The sequence below is a fragment of the Nitrospina watsonii genome (assembly GCF_946900835.1).
Lineage (GTDB): Bacteria > Nitrospinota > Nitrospinia > Nitrospinales > Nitrospinaceae > Nitrospina > Nitrospina watsonii.
Genome location: NZ_OX336137.1, coordinates 2,952,473 through 2,969,115 on the forward strand (window position 1 = coordinate 2,952,473; position 16,643 = coordinate 2,969,115).

12 protein-coding genes are annotated in these 16,643 nt (G+C 54.9%); 4 read left to right on the plus strand and 8 right to left on the minus strand.

All coding sequences use genetic code 11. The features are described from left to right. Positions 1-15 precede the first annotated feature (15 nt). Complete coding sequence (gene flgF, locus QML71_RS13785) at positions 16-807, minus strand: flagellar basal-body rod protein FlgF (RefSeq protein ID WP_282012507.1); 792 nt, start codon at positions 805-807, stop codon at positions 16-18. A gap of 281 nt (positions 808-1,088) precedes the next feature. Between flgF and QML71_RS13790 the strand changes: the two genes are divergently transcribed. After that, the gene (locus QML71_RS13790) at positions 1,089-1,403 is read left to right on the plus strand and encodes a rhodanese-like domain-containing protein (protein ID WP_282012508.1); all 315 of its coding nucleotides are present in this window, start codon (positions 1,089-1,091) and stop codon (positions 1,401-1,403) included. Between the two features lie 100 nt (positions 1,404-1,503). Here the strand turns inward: QML71_RS13790 and QML71_RS13795 are convergent, their stop codons facing one another. The 3 genes from QML71_RS13795 to QML71_RS13805 form a co-directional block, all read right to left on the minus strand. Then, a complete protein-coding gene (locus tag QML71_RS13795; RefSeq protein WP_282010530.1) occupies positions 1,504-2,571 on the minus strand; it encodes an ethylbenzene dehydrogenase-related protein in 1,068 nt (355 codons plus the stop codon). A gap of 69 nt (positions 2,572-2,640) precedes the next feature. Then, positions 2,641-3,918, minus strand: coding sequence for a 4Fe-4S dicluster domain-containing protein (locus tag QML71_RS13800; RefSeq protein ID WP_282010529.1), 1,278 nt, complete (start codon positions 3,916-3,918; stop codon positions 2,641-2,643). A 119-nt stretch (positions 3,919-4,037) separates the two neighbouring features. Then, a complete protein-coding gene (locus QML71_RS13805; RefSeq protein WP_282012509.1) occupies positions 4,038-7,499 on the minus strand; it encodes a molybdopterin-dependent oxidoreductase in 3,462 nt (1,153 codons plus the stop codon). Positions 7,500-8,580: 1,081 nt separating this feature from the next. Between QML71_RS13805 and coaD the strand changes: the two genes are divergently transcribed. After that, entirely contained in the window at positions 8,581-9,069 is a 489-nt protein-coding gene (coaD, locus tag QML71_RS13810; protein ID WP_282012510.1) for a pantetheine-phosphate adenylyltransferase, read from the plus strand. Beyond that, positions 9,066-10,262, plus strand: coding sequence for a pyridoxal phosphate-dependent aminotransferase (locus tag QML71_RS13815; RefSeq protein WP_282012511.1), 1,197 nt, complete (start codon positions 9,066-9,068; stop codon positions 10,260-10,262). The genes coaD and QML71_RS13815 overlap by 4 nt, the downstream gene beginning before the upstream one ends. Positions 10,263-10,360: 98 nt before the next feature. On the opposite strand, the gene QML71_RS13820 is transcribed toward QML71_RS13815, so the two are convergent. The 4 genes from QML71_RS13820 to QML71_RS13835 all read right to left on the minus strand — a co-directional run bounded on the left by QML71_RS13820 (position 10,361) and on the right by QML71_RS13835 (position 14,951). Then, positions 10,361-12,730, minus strand: a complete 2,370-nt coding sequence (locus QML71_RS13820; protein ID WP_282012512.1) for a 6-phosphofructokinase — start codon at positions 12,728-12,730, stop codon at positions 10,361-10,363. A 323-nt stretch (positions 12,731-13,053) separates the two neighbouring features. Then, positions 13,054-13,356 carry a hypothetical protein gene (locus QML71_RS13825; protein ID WP_282012513.1) on the minus strand — a complete coding sequence of 101 codons (303 nt, stop codon included), beginning with the start codon at positions 13,354-13,356 and terminating at the stop codon, positions 13,054-13,056. 305 nt (positions 13,357-13,661) lie between these two features. Further along, positions 13,662-14,045, minus strand: a complete 384-nt coding sequence (locus QML71_RS13830) for an endonuclease domain-containing protein (protein WP_282012514.1) — start codon at positions 14,043-14,045, stop codon at positions 13,662-13,664. Between the two features lie 600 nt (positions 14,046-14,645). Further along, on the minus strand, positions 14,646-14,951 hold the full coding sequence (locus QML71_RS13835; protein WP_282012515.1) for a (2Fe-2S)-binding protein: 306 nt from the start codon (positions 14,949-14,951) through the stop codon (positions 14,646-14,648). An 83-nt stretch (positions 14,952-15,034) separates the two neighbouring features. Here QML71_RS13835 and lnt point away from each other — a divergent pair, with 83 nt between their 5' ends. Next, entirely contained in the window at positions 15,035-16,609 is a 1,575-nt protein-coding gene (lnt, locus tag QML71_RS13840; RefSeq protein ID WP_282012516.1) for an apolipoprotein N-acyltransferase, read from the plus strand. Positions 16,610-16,643: the final 34 nt, after the last annotated feature.

Genomic DNA, 16,643 nt, shown 5'->3' on the forward strand with positions numbered 1-16,643 from the left:
ACGTCTGCGAACGTGTCACGCCAATCGCGCAATGCTGTTGACCGAATTCTGATCGGCTTCGTCTATTGATTGAATGATCCGTTGATACGCTTCGAACGTTCTCACGGTCTGGATCATTTTGCTCATTTCTTCAATGGCGCTGACATTGCTGGTCTCCACAAAACCCTGCATGACGCTCGCCTGCTCGTTGGGAAGCGGTTGCTGATCCGGATCCTCCATCACATACATGCCGTCACCTTCCTTTAACAACGCCGACTGATCTTCGAACCGCACCACCTTCACCTGGCCAACGGGCTGAACTTCAAGACCACTTCCGATCGAGACGGTGCCTTGCCTGTCGATGGTGATCTGACCCCCGGTCGGCGGAATCAAAAGAGGTTTGTCGTCTGTCGTCTGGATGAGGTGTCCGTTCTTATCTACGAATTGACCCTGCTCATTGAGCTTGAAGTTACCGACCCGTGTGTAACGGGTGCCCTGTGGCGTGGTCACGGCGAAAAAGCCGTCACCGTCCAGCGCCAGGTCCAAATCGTTTCCAGTGTTCAGCAGCGTGCCTTGTTGGAAATCCGTGGTCTGGCCGTTGACTTCCACATAACTCACAGCATGATTGGAAAGGCCCATGGGCAGCAGGGTGTTGCGGTTGTTCGCCATGCTTTCCTGAGCTGCGAATGGCGGCACCATTTCTTTGAATACGAGGTCGTCTTTTTTAAAGCCGGGGGTGTTCAGATTGGCGAGGTTGTTGCTGATAACCTCCAGCTTTCTGTGTTGCTTCACCCCGGCTGAGGATGCTATATATAAACCTTCTTGCATGAGTGACTCCTTTTGGCCCGATGCACCCAAGTCAGCAAGAACGGTGCCAAAACTTAAGCATCTGTTTTTCTGTTACTAAGCAGCCTGCAAACCCCTTTTATTGTTGGATTTAACACTCCCTTCCGGGGTCGAAACCAAGGCCGTTCTGGCTCACGCGGGCGTCGGATTTTTGGCAGAAATTTCCGGGACACCGTGTCTCAGGTGTCAAAATTGCCGGGTTCCGGGATTTTAACAATCAACTAACGGAGTTCTTCTGTTTCTAAAGAGGAGAGGGTTCGTCTATGGAACATATAAGCGTTGATGAATTGCACGAGCGGGTGTCTGACATGGGTCCGGATGATTTGATTCTGGATGTGCGTACGGATGAGGAATTTGAGGAAGGTCACATCAAAGGTGCGCGCAACCAGACGCACGAGGAAGTAGCCGGTATTGCCGAAGACCTGAAGAAATATAAAAATGTCTATGTGCATTGCAAAATGGGTGGACGTGCAAAGCAGGCGGCCGAAACCTTGGAGGAGGCCGGCCTGAGCAACATCATTTGTGTCAGCCAGGGTGGGATGCAGCGTTGGATGGATATGGGCTGGGAGATGGAGTGAGGCGGGCTTCCAGCTACCTCATCAGAAATTTTGCAGGCAATAAAAAACCGGGAATGGGTCGAAACCCATTCCCGGTTTGTATTTTGAGAATGCCCGTCAGTTAGTACTTCAGGGTATTCCAGGCCGTAATGGCTTTCTGGCCGTTACGTTCCTTGTTCTGTCCATTCCAGATAGCGATGGCCATCGGAACCTTGCCGCTCGAGAACTGAGCGTCGTTGGCATCATCCGTCTTCAAGCTGCGCTTGAAAACAACGGCCCACCGGTTGTTGCTCCAGTTGCCTTTGCCATCGACGTCCTGGTTCGCCTGCGTGGTCAGCGTGGAGAAGCCCTCAGCGTTGAGGTCTTCCACCGGAGACCGGCGCATGGAAGCGTCGGACAGGATATTGTGTGTAGCGCGGCCCGGGTTGTAAACGCCTTCGTTTTTACCCATGCCAAAGTCCACATAGGTCGAACGATTGGCGATTTCGCCCGCGCCACCGGTGTGAACGCCGCCTTTAGCGCGCTCGTCCTTGCTGCCGGTCATATCCGACTTCAGAGCGCCCTTCAGCAACAGATCGCCATCCGGCTCATACATGTAGTAACCCGCGGAACCCATGGCCATGTCGGCGTAGTAGTCCTCCATGTCCTGCATTCCAGAGTTACCGGCCTTGCCGGCGCCTTCCTTGTCCCACGTGGCTTTCCACTGCCAGATGTTGACGCGCTCGCCATCAGAACCCATGGTGAACGGAGGTTCACTGCCGGCTTTGACAGGGAACATCAGCGCCGCCTGGTCCTTGTAATGCTGCGACTGGACCATGATGTCATTGCGGTCACCGTCGCTCCACTCCAGGCGAACGGCGAGTTCCTTATCGTTCCTGGCCGCTTTGACGTTCACCCACTTCGTAGCCGGGTTCGGCCACATCGGGTTGGTGATCATCTGCGGGTCCATATCGATGACAATGTGCCGATCCTTGGTCGGACCATAGTTGGACCAGAAAGGATCGGTTGGGTCAATCGGAATGTCCCGCTTGCCAACATTCAAGGCTTCGATGGTTGCCGCCGACGACACCATCGCACTGCCCAGAACGAACGCGGCAATCATTACGAATACAACGGTTTTTTTCATTTTCACGGTTTTCCTCCTGTTTAGCAGTTTCCGGGTTTGCCAGCTCCATCCCTCGCACTCCAAACCGGGGTTTCAAACCGCCTCCCGGAACAGGGGCGAACCCCTGTCCCGGTATGGCAGATGAGACCCGACTTAGAACGCACCAGGATGTTCTTCGGGACGGACGTAGAAAGGCTCTTCAACCGTGACACGGATGATCTCCTTACCCTTCCGGTTAAACCCGATGATGGTGTCGTTGTACATCTCGAACTTCTTGCCGTGAATATTGGTCTCGAAGATCTTCGGACCCGGCTCGCGCTTCCACTTGAAGATGATGCGCTGCGTCGTCCGGAACAACTGCAAGACACCCAAAAGATCCCGGTCCGGAACCATGTACTGATCGATCGAGTGATCCACGCCCGGTCCGAACATCTGCTGCGAATACGATCGCGGCACATGGCGGGACGGAACATAATACCCGTTCGGCTCCGTACCAAACTGCGGGTACAACGGCAGAGCCACTTTCCGGTCCTTGATCAGGTAGTACTGAGGATTGTCCGGATCGTGAGCCCATTCCCCGTTAGAACCGATTTTCACGAGGCCCTGAAGACGAATCTTGCCGACGCAAGCCGCCATACAACGGGTCTCCATCTGGTCACCCTCGGTCAAAGGATCCAGTCCTTCGATGCGCGGGTAACACGCGATGCATTTTTCCGAAATACGCGTCGTACCCCGGAACATCGGTTTCTTGTACGGGCACTGCTCCACGCACTTTTTGTATCCGCGGCAGCGGGACTGATCGATCAGTACGATCCCGTCTTCCTGACGCTTGTAGATCGCCTTGCGCGGGCACGCCGCCAGACAACCCGGATACGTGCAGTGGTTGCAGATCCGCTGCAGGTAAAAAAACCAGATTTTATGTTCAGGCAGAACCGACTTCACGCCGTTGTCGCCGCCAAACGTTCCTTCGCGCGACTGCGTGAACTCACGGCCGTGAGCGGTGTCTTCACCGAAGTTCGGGAAGCGCCACTCTTCGTCCGTCGGAACGTAACCGATCGCCTGCTGATTCAAGCCGATCTTGGCCGGCGCCTCGAAGATGGTCACACCTTCGTACACACCGTGAATCGCCTTGTTCGACGTCTTGCGAACGTTCCATACGTTCTGACCCGGATTCGACTGCTCCAGCATCTTCAGGATCTTCCAATCCCAGAACTGCGGATACCCGCCGTAAGGCTTCGTCTCCACGTTGTTCCACCACATGTACTCCTGGCCCTTCGAAAACGTCCAGGTCGACTTGTGCGCCATCGTGCATGTCTGACATGCAATGCAGCGGTTCGTGTTGAACACGAACGTGAACTGTTCTTTCGGATGCTTCTCTTCGTAAATGTAGGTCATCATGCGACCCAACTGCCAGTTATAGACTTCAGGCATCTTGTAACCTCCATTAAAACCGTTGCCCGTCAGGGCTTCGGTCCCGGTTGCTGTTTAGGTTTGAAACACCGTTTTAAAGCCGGCGGCGGGCCGCCAAAAGGAGGCCCGCCACACACACTTTAAATCTTCACGCGGACGTACTGACCTGCCAGGTACATCTCTGCGAAACGGTCTTTCAACGGAGACTCCGGGGTGTAACCGGTACGTACCGGCTCCCACAGTCCCTTACCATGCATACCACCATCTTCCGCCTTCGAGAACTTGACCAGCGTCTCTTTCGGCGTGGCGTTGATGGCATGGTTGTCTGCTTCGTACCCGTGCAGGAACTTCATCTTGGATTTTGCCTTATGGAACAGACTGTCCGTCTGATGCATCGGCATCAACCAGGATCGGGTGATCGACTGCTGACCGCCGTACCGGAAGTTGGACTGGTACGGAGTCGTCATCGACAACGCACGTCCGTCCGGACGCTCTTCGTGCGCTTTCACCGAACGTTCCGTACTCGACCACGTTGCGTGTTTCATCATCGCGGTGTGATACGGATAGGCCGGGTTGTACTTCGCACGCAGCATCAGGCGGGCAACTTTGTAGCGCGGATCCGAAGGCTTCCAGCCCATGTACGGGCGGTCGGCCGGATTCGCGTCCACGTAGACGTAGTCGCCGTCGTTGATACCCAGGTCCTTACACAGGAACGGGTTCATGTGCACCTGCCACTCACCAACACCCGGAGACCGCTTGTCCATGCGGTAAGGATCGCCGAAGTTGTTGTTCCAGATCATGTTCCAGTCAGTCGTCGCCCAGGACGAATGAGCCGTATGTCTGGATTTCGGAGTGACGCAGTAGAACCGGTACCCCTTCTCCCACAAGAAGTTCTTGGTCGTACGCACCGATGACCACGGCTTCTTGATGTTACGAACGTGACGCAGATCCGGATCCTGCTCGTCTTCCGGAATCCCGTAATCGTCCGGGCGGATGTAGGGGTTGGTGGATACAATAACGTTCGGCAGATAAGGCGTCGCTTCCGGGCCTTCTCTGTGAACGATGAAGTTTTCACCCCATTCAATCGCTTCCGGCTCATCATTGTAGAACTGGATACGACCGTTCGGAGTGTAGAAGGGTTTCGACTCGGTGTACATCTCCCAGAACGGAGACCGCGGATAGGTGCGGTACAGCAACAGACAGGCACCCGGCTCACCATATTTGCCGTTGATGATGTCGTCGATGTTGTAACCCATACCCGAAGTACCCGTCGTGAACAGCCGACGGATCTGCGCCTTCGTCCGGTTGGGAGCTTCACCTTCGTAAACCTTCATGTAGTCCGCAAACCGTTTGTCACCCGTTACCTGGGCGAGACGCTTGGCGAACTCACGATGGATCAGGTTGTCATCGATCGTATCGAATACCGGTTTGATGCCGGTGCCGCCCCAGATCTGATGGAACGGGTTCGAACACGCCGAAGTGATCTCGTAAGACTCGAACTCAGCCCAGCTGTTCGCCGCCAGTACAAAGTCAGCGTACTCGCAGGAACCGGTGAACTCGATGTCCTGAGCCACGATCATGTCTACGTTGTTGTTGGTGTTGAACACCATCTCGTAGAACCACTTCGCGTTGTTGATGACGTTAACGTTAACGAACCAGATGAGCTTGGTCGGAGTCGGCATATGGGTGCGGCCCGTGAACACTTTACGTCCATACCGCGGGGTATTGACGATCAGCGCTTTATCACGATGCGCCCAGTAACCTACTTCCTCACCCTTCATATAACCCTTAACGCTTTTCCAGTCCACGTTCTGGCTGATATCGAGAACCGGATTGAAGGGATCTTCCGCAACCATCGCTGCAAAGCCCGGTCCCGACCAGTGAGAACCCTGGTAGTTACCAGCCTTGTAGTTACCCGCCCAGGTGTGGGAACCGGAACCCTTGGGTCCGACGTTACCCGTCAGCATGAGGGGCACATACGATGCACGGTTGTGCATGGTGGCGTGGAAGTAATGGTTGATGCCTTCACCGTAATGGATTTCCACCGGCTTGATGGTACCCATGTCGCGTGCCAGACGTACAATCAGATCCTTCGGAGAATGGGAAATCTGGTTAACCGTATCCAGATCGTAATCCTTCAGATGGATCTTGTACATCTCGTACAGCGGCATAACGGTGATGGTCTTGCCGTTGACCAGCTTGATGTCATAAACACCATCCAAAGCCGGGTCGATGTTCTTCTTCTTCATCTTCGCGCCAATGTCTTCACGCGTGATGGCGACCGGTTTGTCGGTGTTGGTGTCCCAAACTACGAAGTCCGGCATTTTCTCCCGGTTGAAGTTCTTCATCCACTTGGTCGTAAAACCATCCTTAGGCAGCGGCTGGTTTTTGTAACCGGGGATGTAGTCATCGGGATGCAACCGGATCAGGTTGTCCGTGCGGACCAGCAGGGGCATGTCGGTGTACTCTTTGACGTAATCCACGTCAACGAGACCCTCGTCCATGATGATCTTTGCGGTTCCCAGGAAAATGGAAATGTCGGAGGCGCCGGCTCGGCACGGAATCCAGTAGTCCGCCTTGGTTGCGGGCGGGTTGTATTCCGGAGAAACCGTGACCAGCGTACCACCACGTTCCATGATTTCCGTGTACCAGTGAGCTTCCGGCATTTTGTTTTCGATGAGGTTTTTACCCCACTGAATGGTCAGCTTCGCATACCGGTGGTCGGCGAAGTCGATGTCGGAAGTCTGCATGCCATGCGTCCAGGAATGTCCCGGAGCCTGGTCACCATGCCAGGTGTAGTTGGACCATGCGCGTCCACCCAGTACCTGACCCGGACCGCGACCGCGAACGATCGAATCCAACAGACCCATCATGTTCGAAACACGGTAGATACCGTATTTACCGATGACACCCAGCATACCCATACCACCACGATACTTCATGGTACGCGGGCCGGAGCCACCCATGGCTTCGATCATTTCGGGCTGATAACCTTCGTTCTTCAGGCGCTGAGCACCACGCGCACCGCTGTAAGCTTTCGCTACGGCTACGTGACCTTTGGCCAGATAGGTGAAGGTCTGATCCCAGGTCAAGCGAACGAATTCGTCCGTGCCCCGGCTGGTAAACTTATATTTTTCCCGATTCTCCTTGTCCAGATACGGAAAGCCGTCATCGGCCCACTGTTTCCAGCCAACGCGGAGCATCGGATACTTGTTGCGGTACGGTCCGTAAACACGACGCGGAAACGTCATGCCGCGCAGACACATGCGCGGGTTCCACGCAGCGTCGGCCTGGTTGCCGTACAGATCGCGAATCTTGTGATGATCGTAGTTCTGCTCGATCCGCATCAAGATGCCGTTACGCACGAAGCCACGAACACGACACTGATGGGTGTCGTTCGGGGAACAGCAGTACGTAAACGAACGTTCATACTTATACTGATCGCGATAAACTTCTTCCCAACGCCGATCCGGATAAGACTCCAGAGGATTGCCCACCTTGACGACGGGTTTCAACTGAGCGCCTACCCTCTTGCTCGAAAGCGCCATGGCCGAAGCCACACCAGCACTCACCTGCAAGAATTTTCTTCGATTCAAACGCATAAACTCAAACCTCCCTTAGGTTAACAGTTGGCTTAAAAACCGAACTTTAATCCTACAAAAAAGAACTTCCCCCGGCGGCCAGACTGCGACCGCCCAGAAACCCTCCTTTCCTACTTCCAAAAAGTGACAAATTAATAATCATTTTTCTGACCCTAGTGACTAAAAACTTACATGTAAATTTTTTCCAACAACATTAAGGCCCAAGCAAAAAAAAACCTGATACCCGTTTCAGCCTTATTTAAGGCCTTGAAACGAGATACCAGGTTCTTGCAAACTGGTTTTCCCGGTGTGGAGAAAATGTATTTTTAGGACCCGTTCGCCACATGTTGAAAACACCAATCCAGGCAAAATTAACGTGCTGGGGAATCCGTGCATGCCTCTTTATACTTAAATCCAAATGCCTTGTCAAACCCTTTTTATCAAGCCTGTTTGAAATTTTTCAGGCCCCTAAAAGGGGGTATTTATAGACTATTTTTTAAGCGATTTCCAGCCCCAAAACCCCCGTTTTCCACAGATCCCCAAAAAGGTCCTCCATTATAACCATAAAGCCTTTAAATACAATATATTTTAGGAAAAAGTAAGTGTTTTGCCGACACGAACTTTCATTTTATCAGAATTTAAAAACAGCCAAAAATAACATAAACTACTATAAATAAATGATTTATTCGCATTTTACGAACAGCGGGAGCGGCGGGCAGGATGGCTTTACAGGGGAGTTTTTCGCGGATAACAACTCAGTAAAAATCGAAACCAAATAGGAAAAGATTTATTATCATCTAAAAAAAATTGAATTAAGCTTTTAAATATAAATAGTTATAACTAATCATGGAGTCAGTTCGATGATTTCCACAAAAAACACGTGAAATCTTACATCTCTCATAGAATAATCCTATCTATACATAAGAGAAACGTCCAGGCTCTTCTAGGGGAATGAGGGGGCCGCGTCAGGAAGGTTTGCTGAGCCCTGAGCAGGATGCCATCCCGGTTTCTCCAGGTTTTTGTCCCCGGCGCGTGGTTTAGACTTTTCCAGCGACCGGGTTTGCAGTTATACTCCGCACTTTTTCAACTCTCTTTTCTGTCGATGAAACGACCACGCATCGCCATATACCCGGGGACCTTCGATCCGGTCACCAACGGCCACCTCGACATCATGAAACGGGCGCTGTGCCTGTGCGACAAGTTGATCGTGGCGGTGGCGTTGAATCCCAAAAAGAACCCGCTGTTTGCGGTGGAAGACCGTGTGTCGTTCATTCAGGACGCGGTGAAGAAATATGAGAGCATCGCGGTGCATCCGTTCGACACGCTGCTCACGGATTACGGCGACAGCATCAAGGCGTCGATCATCGTCAAGGGGTTGCGCGCGGTTTCGGATTTCGAGTACGAATTGCAGATGGGCTTGATGAACCGCAACCTCAATGACAAGCTGGAAACGGTGTTCATGATTCCGAGCCAGGAATTTTCATTTCTGAGCTCAAGTTTCGTTAAAGAAATCGCCAAGCACGGCGGCGACGTCAGCAAGATGGTTCCCAAAGCCGTGCTGAAAGGATTCGCAAAGGTTCAGCCGCTATGAAGTTCTCGCAACGCATCCAGAACATCAAACCGTCCATGACCCTCGCCATCACCGCCAAGGCCAACGCCATGAAGGCGCAGGGCGACAACGTGATCGGCTTCGGCGCGGGCGAGCCCGACTTCGGCACGCCGGAAAACATCAAGCAGGCGGCCATCGACGCCATCCACAACAACGACACCTACTACACCCCGGTCGGCGGCACCGACAAACTGAAAGACGCCATCATCGAAAAATTCAAGCGCGACAACGGGCTCACCTATGCACGCGATCAGGTCATCGTGTCGTGCGGCGCCAAGCATTCCTTCTACAACCTGGCGATGGTGCTGTGGGACCAGGGCGACGAGGTGATCATCCCGGCGCCCTACTGGGTGTCGTACCCGGAGATGGTGACCGTGGCCGACGCCACGCCGGTGATCGTCGAGACCGAACAGAGCAACGATTTCAAAATCACGCCCGAACAGTTGCAGGCCGCCATCACACCCCAGTCGCGCGCCGTGGTGATCAACAGCCCGTCGAACCCGACCGGCTCCGCCTACACGCGCACCGAGCTGGAAGCGCTGGCGGAAGTCGCGCTCAAAAACAAGCTGATGGTGGTGTCGGATGAGATTTACGAGAAGATCGTGTTCGACGGCTTCGAGCACGTGAGCGTCGCTTCGTTCAGCGAAGAGATGCGGAAGAACACCGTCGTCATCAACGGCGCGTCGAAATGTTTCGCCATGACCGGTTGGCGCATCGGCTACCTCGCAGCGGAAGCCGACATCGTGAAGGCGGTGAACAAAATCCAGGGACAGAGCACGTCGAACCCCACCTCCATCGCGCAGGCGGCCTGCGTGGAAGCGCTCGCCGGAGCCAAAACGGAGACGGCGATTGCCAGCATGGTCGATGCCTTCACCCAGCGGCGCAATGTGCTGATGGACCGCTACGCGGCGATCGATGGCGTGACGTGTTACAAACCGGTGGGGAGTTTCTACAGCTTCCCGGATTTCTCCGCGTACTACGGCAGGACGTATCAAGGCAAGACGCTGAACGGATCGCTGGACATCGCCGACTTTCTCTTGGAAGAAGCAAAAGTCGCCGTGGTGCCGGGCATCGCCTTCGGTGCCGACGCCAACATGCGCCTGTCCTTCGCCACCTCCCTGCAAAACATCGAAGAAGGTTTGGACCGGATTCAGAAGGCGTTGGGTTCGCTTTAAGCGCGCGCGCGAAAAAACGTCTCTACCCTCCCAGCGCACCGATCCACGCAAAGATCCTTAATGTGCGCCCGGAACAACACTTCCTGGCTTCCTGAAAATCAAAGCCGATCGTCCTCTGCTGCCGCGTTGATGACCGGGCGGTTGACTTCCTTGTAGATGTCCCAGCGGAACTGGCGTTTGGGCAAGGCATGCAGGGGCAGGGTCGTCCATGTTTCACTGCTGGGGTATTCCCGTCCCAGCAGTTTGCCCGCAAAGCGGCCGAGGTCGGTTTTGATGCGGAATACCGTCTCGCGTCCAAGGTCCTGCCCGTATTCCCGATCCAGGCGGCTGACCGGTGCGCCGCGTTGCAAATGCGCGAACACGCTTTCACGTGCTTCCACCTCCACGCCGCGGTCGCGCAACCGCGCTTCAATTGCCGAAGCCAGCCCGCTGACGCCGCCTTTGGGATCGATCACATGGCGGTGCTTGAGCATTTCACTGACGATCACGATGTGGCTCTTGTCGCGTTTCTTCAAACTGTAGATGAGCTTGTCCACCAAGTAAGTGTCGATGAACGCATCGATGTCCACGCCGATCTCTCTCATCTCGCTCACCAGCACGGCTTCGGGATTCACCGCATGCGCGAGGGCCAGTGCGAAGTGGCCGGACCCGGCGCCGTACACCTCCGCGAAGTGCACGCGTTCCATCGAGCGGCTGGTCCATTCCAGCATCTGAATGAGGCCGATGGTGGCGTTCAGCGCGGAGTCGAACCCCAGACAATAAACCGGCAGGTCGTTGTCGATGGAAGCGGGCAGGGCCACCACCGGATAGCCGGCGCGGAACAGTTTGTTGCTCATGCGCACGGAGCCGTCGCCGCCCAGCACGATGAGCGCATCGCACTGGTGCTTGCGCAGGCTGTCGATGGCCTGGTATTCCGCGCCTTCCTGCTCGATGTCGCGGAACCGTTTGTTGCACTGGATCACGCTGCCCGAAGACGCCAACAGTTTGCGCTGTGATTCCTCGGTGTATTCCTGCCCGTCGTTTTTGAACACGCCTTCGATGCCCTTGCGGAACACGTAAGGCTTGACACCGAACGACAGGCATTTGTCGATGAATGCTTTCAGCACGGCGTTCATGCCCGGCGCATCGCCTCCTGACGTGATGAGCGCAATGCGGTTGACCTCCGACCGCGTGATTTCGATGATACTGCGCAGGTGATCCTCCTCCTGTTGCCGCGCTTCCTCTTCCCGTTTGATCGCTTCTTCTTCCTCGCGGGACAGGCCGACGGCGCAGGAATAACTGCTGAACAAACCTTCCTCGTAGATCAGAAAGATGGCGTTGTCCTGCCCTTCCTGGTAGGCCATGTATTCATAGTACGCTTCCGCAAACGGACGCATGTCGAGGTAGATCATCAGTGCGCGCATCATGCTGGAGTGAGTGAACAAAGACACGTGCGCGCCCGGGTGGTTGTGGGCGATCTCGTGAACGCCCTCCACGGTGGACTGGTAGTTTTCATAAAAAGTTTCGCCGCCGGGGTAGCAGAACAGGGGATCCTTCAGAATGCGTTTGCCCTCGTCTTCGGATACGTTCAAAAAACGGCACAACTGCCCGCGTTCTTCTTCCTTCGACTCGCCGGTCAGCAGGCCGAAATTCTGCGAGTCCAACGCTTCGTGGTAGACCATCGGCCGCCGGTCGCGGTAACTGTTCTGGTCTTGCAGAACGGACCGGATGATGCCCGCCAACTGCCGCGTGTTGGGCGAACGGCTGACATACACCGGCTGGTTTCGGGTTTGCAGGTAGTTGACGGAAGTTTTCAGCTCCACCGTCAGATTGGCGTGGTGGATCATGCGGCCGAACTCACGGCCGACGCGTTTGGCACGGTCGAAGCCCTGCGGACGCTCCAGGTAATTGCGGTACAGGCAACCGATCTTGTAGTCCGATGAGTTGCCTTTGGAGGCACCGTGCCGGAGCACCGAAAGGATGGCGCGCTCCTCGAGTTTTTCCGGAAGCAGGAGCAGTTTGTTGTTGGGCAGGTCGACGATGATTTTGCCCTCCAGCAGACTGGCGGAAACATTGTTGCGGTCAACCAGAACCCGGGGCCGCTGACGCGGTTTTTGATAACCTCGTCCGATTTTGGCGCGCGTGATCCGCCGGCGGAATGCCGCATCGCCGATGGCTTCGTTCCAGGCAATGGCATACAGCAATTCGTTGCCACGGCACGCGGCCTCAATGAAGTTCCGCTTGCGTTCGCAGTATTCGCGAAAAGTGACAGTCCCGGACGGCTCGCCCAGTTCTTCAAAAAAACGGTGCAGGCCTTCCAGCACCGCATCCACCCTCTCGAGGATTTTGGGATCGGTGGAGAGGTTGCGATCCGGGGGCTCGAAAAACGGTGCCAGGTAATGCGGATAGGGTGTGAAGGGACGGCGGGCGTATTCGGCTCGCTTCTTTTCCAGAAAATATTCGAAAAACTTCAACCAGCCGTGTCTCATGGTCTCATCTCAAGTCTTCAGGGGAGTGTCTCGGGCCCGCCCGGCGGTTTGTTCCCGTTTTCAAATGGGGTGTTTCACTTTGGGGCCACGAGCTCCAGCCACCCGGTGTCATTTCATTAGGAACTTGAACTCTTCCATTATACCCCTTCTTCCCAGGACACCCCGGACCTTCGATAAGGGCTTGGACATTCAAGTGCTTGAGAGCATGGTTGCGACAGCGTTCCGGACGGGCCGTTAGGGGAGATGGTCCCCGCAAACGGGCTATTGTTCCTTTAAATAATAGAAACCAGAATCCACTTCGAGTGGAATCAGGATTTCCCCGGTCAGGGTTTTCTCTGGATTGGCGGTCCAAATACCATTGATGGGTTTTCGTTCATCATTCCAGTAATGACAATCTCAATAAAATCTATGTGCACAGATTTTTTATCATTGAAGTTTGATACTTTGTAATTCCATATCCCAGTATTCTCGAAACTTCTTCCCTCTCGCAATATGAACGTCTGCGTAAAGGAACCATCCTCCTTCAGTTCCAAATAATCTTCTACCTTATTGTGATGCCCCTTATAGGTTCCAATCAGCTCTTTAGGATCGAATTTATCCGCGTCTATTTCGACGTCTAAATTCATTTCACACGCATTGAGGAAAAACAGATTGATAAAGAAAAATTTGATGAATGTTTTCTTTATATTCCTATTCATTTGGAGCACCGTCTTTTCTTGGCCACGAAAAATTGGAGGATACATCCGTAACCCCTCCCACCCCTCCCCTTGAAAAGGGGAGGGGGAATAAAGGTAGAGCTACTCACCAACCTGTTTACCGAAACCGTTTTTGTGTCGAGCATCCCTAAACACTTCCCCTCCTTTTCAAGGAGGGGATTGAGGGGAGGTTACCGATGCGCGGAATCGAGTCCCTCGATTCTGCTGCCGCTTTTCTACGAAGCTCCGGACGAACTGGCAGGCGCATCCAGCCGTTCCAGAATTTTTGTGAGCACGCCTTCCATGTTCCGGTAAACCTCGTCATTGGTGAAACGCAACACGGTGATGCCCAACTTCTCGATCCGTTGTTGCCGCACCGGATCCTGTTGTTCCGCCACGTCATTAAAATGCGTCGGACCGTCGATCTCGACCACCAGACAGGCCTCGGAGCAATAGAAGTCCACCACATATTCTTCGATTCCATACTGCCTGCGGAATTTGTATCCGTTCAATTGTTTGCGACGCAGACGGCTCCATAACAGGCGCTCGGCGGGAGGCGTTTCGCGCCGGAGCTTTTGGCGCAGGGAAGCGAAAAGATTATTGTTGAGCCGTTTGGGCATGGAGTAAATCAAATCCGTTTTGCAGTTTATTGAACGCGAAATTATCTGACTCATTCAAGCTTAATAAAGAAGCGGGGAAAGTGGAAGAATCATCCGTAACCCCTCCCAGCCCTCCCCTTGAAAAGGGGAGGGTCGCGCCAGGCGCGAAGCGAACCTGCAACTCTCTAATAGGAAACTTCAATTTTTCGGGAGGCCATCCCTGGCTGGCTCTTGTTTCTACCGGGCGTTGCCCGGTTCCCCTCCTTTTCAAGGAGGGGAGGTTACCGATGCGCGGAATCGATGGATTCGATTCCGCACCCGCATTTCATCTTTCAGATCATATTCCGGACTTAAATTCGCGCGACCCATTCAGAAAAGAACTCCGTGTTCTTTACCAAACACACGTTGCCCGCAACGAGCTTTTAAAGGATAATTGCGGGAGCGTAGCCCGACTCGCTCGCAAGCGGGAAGAAAGAGGCGCACCGGGTGCGGAGCGCTGCTAAAAATGGAATGCGGTGTCCAGGTTTTCCGGGCAAAAAAAATCCCGCCGGTTGGGGCGGGTCGGTGTGAATCCAGATCGGTGTATCGCTAAAGGGCAGGGGGGATGATGCGGACAGGGGGTCAGGGATTGCAGGCGTCACCGCCGTCGCAGGTTCCGGGCTCGGGAGGCGAGGCGGCGTCCTCTCCTTTGCTGCGTTTCGCTTCCACTTCCAACGCGCACCGGTAGGCATGAAGCTTATCTTCGATCTTCGGCCGGCAGCGTTTGGCCTTGCAGTTGCCGGTGCCGACGCGGATGGCGCGGCGCAATGCCTCAAAAGACAGCGCTCCGTCCTGGATGGCTTTCATGATGGTGCCACCGGTGATGCTGCGGCAAATGCAGACTTTTTTGAAGTGATCGACCCAGTCGATTTCTGTTTTTTGGGTCATGGTTGTTTCCTCGGCATGTGATTCCCAATTTGTCATTATATATTGGAATTACTGTACTTTAACCCTTTTTCGCTAAGGTGTCGATGAAGTTTTTCGGCCTGGCTCTGGCCACGGGTGTGCTGCTGGCGCTGTCGTTTCCGCGCATGGACTGGGAATTCCTGGCGTGGGGGGCGCTGATCCCCTTGTTTTTCGCCATCTTCGGGCAATCGCCGAAACGCGCGGCATTGCTCGGATTCGTCGCCGGCCTGGCCTTTTACGGCCTCAGCCTGAGCTGGGTGACGAACACTTTAGTCAATTATGGAAACATCCCGAGCGTGATTGCGTGGCCGATCCTTTTTCTGTTGGCTGCCTATCTGAGCGCCTACATCGCGCTGTTTTGTTTTCTGACAATCCATCTCAGCCGAAATCAACCGCTTTACTTCATCGCTCTCGCACCCTTCCTGTGGACGACGCTCGAATACCTGCGCTCCACCCATCTGGAGTACGGCTTCTCCTGGCAGGGGCTGGGCTATTCGCAATACCTCAACCTGCCGGTGTTGCAGATGGCGGACCTCACCGGCGTCTATGGCATTTCGTTTCTGATCGTCACCGTCAACGCCGGGCTGTTTTACCTGTTCCATCCGCGCCTGCGCCGCGAGATGCCGTGGCGTCGTTACCGCACGCCGGTGTCGGTGGTGATGTTCGGTCTCTACGCGCTGGTCCTCGCCTACGGCTGGGCGGCGTTGAACGCGCACGAGGAACAACCGGTGAAGCCGCTGAAAGTCGCCATGGTGCAGGGCAACATTCCGCAGCAGATGAAATGGGACCCGCAGTATAAGGAACAGATCCTCGCCACGTACCGCGAACTCACGATGCGGGCGGTGGTGAGCAGCCCGGACTTCATTGTGTGGCCGGAGGCGGTGACGCCGTTTTATTTTTTGAACGACCTCGACGGCACGTCAGCCGTTGTGCAACTCGCCGATGAGTTGAACACGCCGCTGTTGTTCGGCAGCCCGCGCGCCGAGCAGCAGGACGGCACATGGGTGTCCTACAACAGCGCCTATCTGCTCTCCGGCGACGGCAACATAAAGGGCCGTTACGATAAAATCCACCTGGTGCCGTTCGGCGAGTTCATCCCGTGGCAATCGGTGCTGTTCTTTCTCGACAAGCTGGTGGTGGGCATCGGCGATTTCGGCCGCGGCAGCGAGGCGACGCTGTTCGAGATCAACGGGTACAAGTTTGCGGTGTCGATCTGTTACGAGATCACTTTCCCCGATCTGGTGCGGCGGCCGGTAGGCAACGGCGCGCAGTTTCTGGTGAACATCACCAACGACGCCTGGTTCGGCAAAAGCGCCGCGTCGTATCAACACATCAGCATGGCCGCCCTGAGGGCCGTCGAAAACCGTGTACCGATTGTGCGCGCCGCCAACACCGGCATCACCGGCGCGGTGGACACGCTGGGGCGCATCCATCCGACCACGGAGCTGTTCGAGCGCGAGGTGCTGATCGCTTCCATTCAACCCCGGACCGCCCCGCCGACGCTGTATGCGCGTTATGGCGACTGGTTCTGCTACCTGTGCATGGTGGTTTCGATTGCGCTGGGCACGCTGGCCTGGAGGCGCACCCGCACGCTGCCTGCCGCCCCCCAGGCCACACCGCCGGGGCCTTCCCCCTCGTGACGTCCGGGATACCGGAAAACGGTTTTCTTGCGTC